The sequence below is a fragment of the Flavobacteriales bacterium genome, assembly GCA_013214975.1.
Classification (GTDB): domain Bacteria; phylum Bacteroidota; class Bacteroidia; order DT-38; family DT-38; genus DT-38.
This window is the reverse complement of the sequence record JABSPR010000419.1, coordinates 1-3,969: the sequence shown is the minus strand read 5'-3', so window position 1 is coordinate 3,969 and position 3,969 is coordinate 1. Positions and strand designations below refer to the sequence as shown.

Annotated in this window: 6 protein-coding genes; 5 read left to right on the top strand and 1 reads right to left on the bottom strand. The window is 36.7% G+C overall.

All coding sequences use genetic code 11. From position 1 onward, the window contains the following. Window positions 1-926: 926 nt before the first annotated feature. The 5 genes from HRT72_13045 to HRT72_13025 all read left to right on the top strand — a co-directional run bounded on the left by HRT72_13045 (window position 927) and on the right by HRT72_13025 (window position 2,706). Window positions 927-1,298, top strand: coding sequence for a CHASE3 domain-containing protein (locus HRT72_13045; protein ID NQY68633.1), 372 nt, complete (start codon window positions 927-929; stop codon window positions 1,296-1,298). Window positions 1,299-1,509: 211 nt separating this feature from the next. Next, window positions 1,510-1,839, top strand: coding sequence for a HAMP domain-containing protein (locus tag HRT72_13040; protein ID NQY68632.1), 330 nt, complete (start codon window positions 1,510-1,512; stop codon window positions 1,837-1,839). Window positions 1,840-1,849: 10 nt separating this feature from the next. Next, the gene (locus HRT72_13035; protein ID NQY68631.1) at window positions 1,850-2,014 is read left to right on the top strand and encodes a hypothetical protein; all 165 of its coding nucleotides are present in this window, start codon (window positions 1,850-1,852) and stop codon (window positions 2,012-2,014) included. A 5-nt stretch (window positions 2,015-2,019) separates the two neighbouring features. Further along, the gene (locus HRT72_13030) at window positions 2,020-2,418 is read left to right on the top strand and encodes a hypothetical protein (protein ID NQY68630.1); all 399 of its coding nucleotides are present in this window, start codon (window positions 2,020-2,022) and stop codon (window positions 2,416-2,418) included. 18 nt (window positions 2,419-2,436) lie between these two features. After that, entirely contained in the window at window positions 2,437-2,706 is a 270-nt protein-coding gene (locus HRT72_13025) for a pyridoxamine 5'-phosphate oxidase family protein (GenBank protein NQY68629.1), read from the top strand. A gap of 309 nt (window positions 2,707-3,015) precedes the next feature. Here the strand turns inward: HRT72_13025 and hemH are convergent. Continuing rightward, window positions 3,016-3,969, bottom strand: a 954-nt coding sequence (gene hemH / locus HRT72_13020; protein ID NQY68628.1) for a ferrochelatase, incomplete at its 5' end; no start/stop codon positions are given.

Genomic DNA, 3,969 nt, shown 5'->3' with positions numbered 1-3,969 from the left:
TTTAAAAACTTTTCGTCTTTAACTACTAAAGATTTATTACCCGGTGCATTTGATATTGCTTTGTTAAGCATTCTATTTACTCGTCCCATATCTTTCTAAAAGTTTCACAAAGTTGGTGATTTCTGGGCAGGTAGGTTTCGTAGATATTTGAAAGTTATTAATTTTGAATTGTTAATAACCTGGGTAGACACGGGTAATAGGCTGGGTACCTAGTAGGTGGTGTTCTTAAATGTAAACTGAACTATAGAAAAATAGGTATTATGCCATCCGTAAAAACATGTATTTTTTGTGTTATAATAAAATACGGATTACGTTTCTGGGTGTCAATCTGCGCTTTCTGAAAGTCTAGAACTTAATTTAATACTTCTTAAAGTGGAATAATTACCTACACAAGAAGGCTCCGGGATCTGTCTTTATGAAAGAGTCACAATGAATTAGAAATAGATCCCGGATCAAGCCTGGGAACGCTGTACATTAAGGTTTAACGCAATGTACCGTCATTCAGGCACCAGACATCTAAGATGTCGCAGAAGCTGGATCCCATTTGTGTGTTGAATACATCAATGAAGACTTCCAGCTGCGAGATGGGATACTGCTTCCCTACATTGCATTACGGGTGTAGCATGACGTAGGTGGTATATGTTAGAATACTGCTTCTTTCGTACCTCGGGTATGTCCCGACATTCATCGTCGGTGAGCAGCATGACTTAAATGGTATGGTTGTGCTACCCGTTAATCCTCAATATCCTCCCAAGAACATCACATCTTATCCATTACCAATAAATACGTAAATGCTCTAAGTGAAATGGCATTTGATGGAGGTAAACGAAACTATACATATAAAGGTGTCGTTCAGAAAAGTTGAGCTAAAAAAGTTTTTGATTCGAATAGAGCAAAAGAATAATTGGTGAAATATATTCTATAACGTGAGCACAGAACAGGTAGATAAGGAGATACAACCAAAAACTGAAAAACGATTTTGGGAGCTTAAAAGTGCCGAGTTCGATAGGTTGATGGATAAACTGAGCCTAAAGGAAAAGATTATTGGCTCCTTTATGGTTGGTACCGTTCTCGTACTTATAATGGGAGGGGTTGCACTTTGGAATGCCGTTTTGATGGATAACCAATTTGGTTTTGTAATTGAACACGATGCCCCGGTAATTGAAAATACCCAAACCCTAATGAAGTTAGTGGTAGATATGAAAACTGGACAACGGGGGTTTCTAATTACTGGTAACGACTTGTTTCTGGAGCCTTACATTAATGAAGAAAAAGAATTTTCGCGACTTATTGATTAACAACGAATACTAGTAAGCGATAATATATCGCAAGTAGAGGAACTTAGGGATATTTAAAATATATTAGATAAATGGAAGGATAAAGCAGCCCGACCAGAAATTTCCGCTGCAATAAAAGCTTTTGGCGGAACATCCAGTGATGAAATCACTAAAGACTTATTGAATAAGGGAGTTGGGGGAAATATTCTGGACGAACTAAGAGTGAAATTTGATGAGTTTTAAAAGAAAAGAAAAAGCACTGTCTATTACACGTTACCATAATGCAAGTTCGGCGTCGGACAGAACGCTGTTTATTATTGTTTTAGTTATTGCGCCCATTGTATTTGTTGTATTTGGTTTCAAATTGTCTTCTTCTATTGGCGATAACATTAAAGTATTGAATGCGGCTGCAAAGAAGATTTCGCTCGTTGATATTGATGTGAACATAGAGGTAAAGACAAGAGATGAAATTGGAGATTTAGCGAAAGAGATGAGTGTGATGGCAAGCAGTATTCAGAGTTTGGGTTTGCAGACTAGAGAAATAACTTGGCTTCTAAGATAGTGTGAATGGCATGAACGAAGTGGTAAAAGGAGAGTATTCGGTTACCTCGCTAAGTGAATTGGTACTTGAAAAAATCGCTGGATATTTGGAGTATGTAAATAATTCGGACGTTATAATTGCGCATTACGGAAAATACATGACAGTAGAAGATATTACACATGCTTTAACAGCTTAGTTTATATGGAATCAACATTAGTATATATACTCGACGACGATACCGGATTGTTTATGACAGGACGAGTATTGCGAAGATCAAATAAGAACATTGAAATAAAATCTTTTGATTCGGCAATTAAACTGCATGATCTGTTAGAATCGAATGCGATACCGCATCCAGATATTATTATTAGCGATGTTAACATGCTTGGATTTACAGGGGTAGAGGTAATTATTCTAATGAGCCAGATGGAGAATAGCAATCCCAATATGAAGGCCTTTATTCAATCTGCCACCATTAAACCAGATGACCAGGAAATTATTGAAACGTCGGAATTGTTTCATGGGCAGTTTGAAAGATATGTAACACCAGAAAATATTGAAGTGATTTTAGAAGGAGTTGAAGAATTGGTTGTTCAATAAATAGTAGGAGATAAGATTATGAGCGCGAAAGCAGTAATACATGCGAGAAGATTAATTAATAAGAAAGACTTTGGAATCCTTTCCACTTTATCTGTAAAGCTTGGTGGGTTTCCTTTTGGTTCTGTGGTGCCATATTGCTTGGATGGAAATGGAATACCAGTTGTTTTAATATCTACGATAGGCGAGCATACCAAGAACTTAAAGAAAGATAATCGTTGTTCCATAACTATTATTAAGGAGAATGAGGACGTGCAATCTAACGGCCGGTTATGTGCTATCGAAAAGTGATTGGATGGTTTCGCGGAAAAGGCACTATTTGTTTGGATTTATATTTGGCTTGTTATTAAAGACAATAAATAGGGGAGATTAATTTTCTTAAGAATAGGCAGAGGATAACTAAAGTATTCTTACTCCGTATATAAGCGCATGGAGATCGATGAAGTATTTGTGTTAATAACCCTTGTAATTCTAGGAGCTAATTCGCTTTGGCAGGGATATAAAACGATGAAAGAATATATGTAAGAGCAAATGTGTTCTTTCTATATTCGAAAAGTGGAAGCTGTGGTATTATTAGTATTGGGATACTGGCGTTGTAGACTAGGAGTTTTCGGTAACCATGTTCTTCAACACGTTAATCCATTTATCGTCGTCGTTCAGACTTTCTACAAGTTTCACATCACCACCACCATTTTCTTTAAACAGCTCATCTATTTCGGTACCTATCTCATAAACAGTTTCCAAACAATCGGCTACAAAGGCAGGGGAAAAGGCTAATACATTCTCAACTCCTTTTTTACCGAGCGCTTCAAATTCAAAGTCGGTATATGGTTTTATCCATGGATCTTTTCCCAGTCGAGATTGAAACGTTATAGAGTATTTGTTTTCTGGAATCTCTAGTTGTTCTGCCAATGTACGGGCTGTTTGGTGGCATGTGGCTCGATAGCAATGGTGATTGTTCTTGTTTATAGAACTGCAGCATTCCTTATTGAATTGACAGGTTCCAGCTTTATCTAAATTTTTCACTTGTCTTTCAGGAATGCCATGAAAGCTAAATACAAAGTGATCGTATATGGAGATGTCGTATTGTTTTGCCTTTTCTAGAAGGGCCTCTTGAAAGTCTGGCCGATCATAGAATTGATCGATGTATGTTACTTCCGCTTTTACGAGCTGTTTCTTTATTGCGTTTTTAACGTTGGTAATGGAAGCTCCCGTGCTAGAGAAAGCATATTGAGGATACATAGGTACCACAATTATTTTCTCAACATCTTGATCAACAAAATCTGAAATGGAATCTCTTAGATTTGGGTTACAGTAGCACATTCCGAGACTAACGATATAATTATCACCGAGTACATCTTGTAATTTGTCTTTTACATTATTACTATGAATTAGAAGTGGTGAACCTTCCTTCGTCCATATTTCTTTATAAAGCTTTGCAGATTCTTTTGCTCTGAATGGAATTATTAGCCAGTTAACGATAAAGTATCTTTTAATGGCCCCAATGTCCATTACCTCTGGATCGTTAAGGAATTCTTTTAAATATTGTTTTAC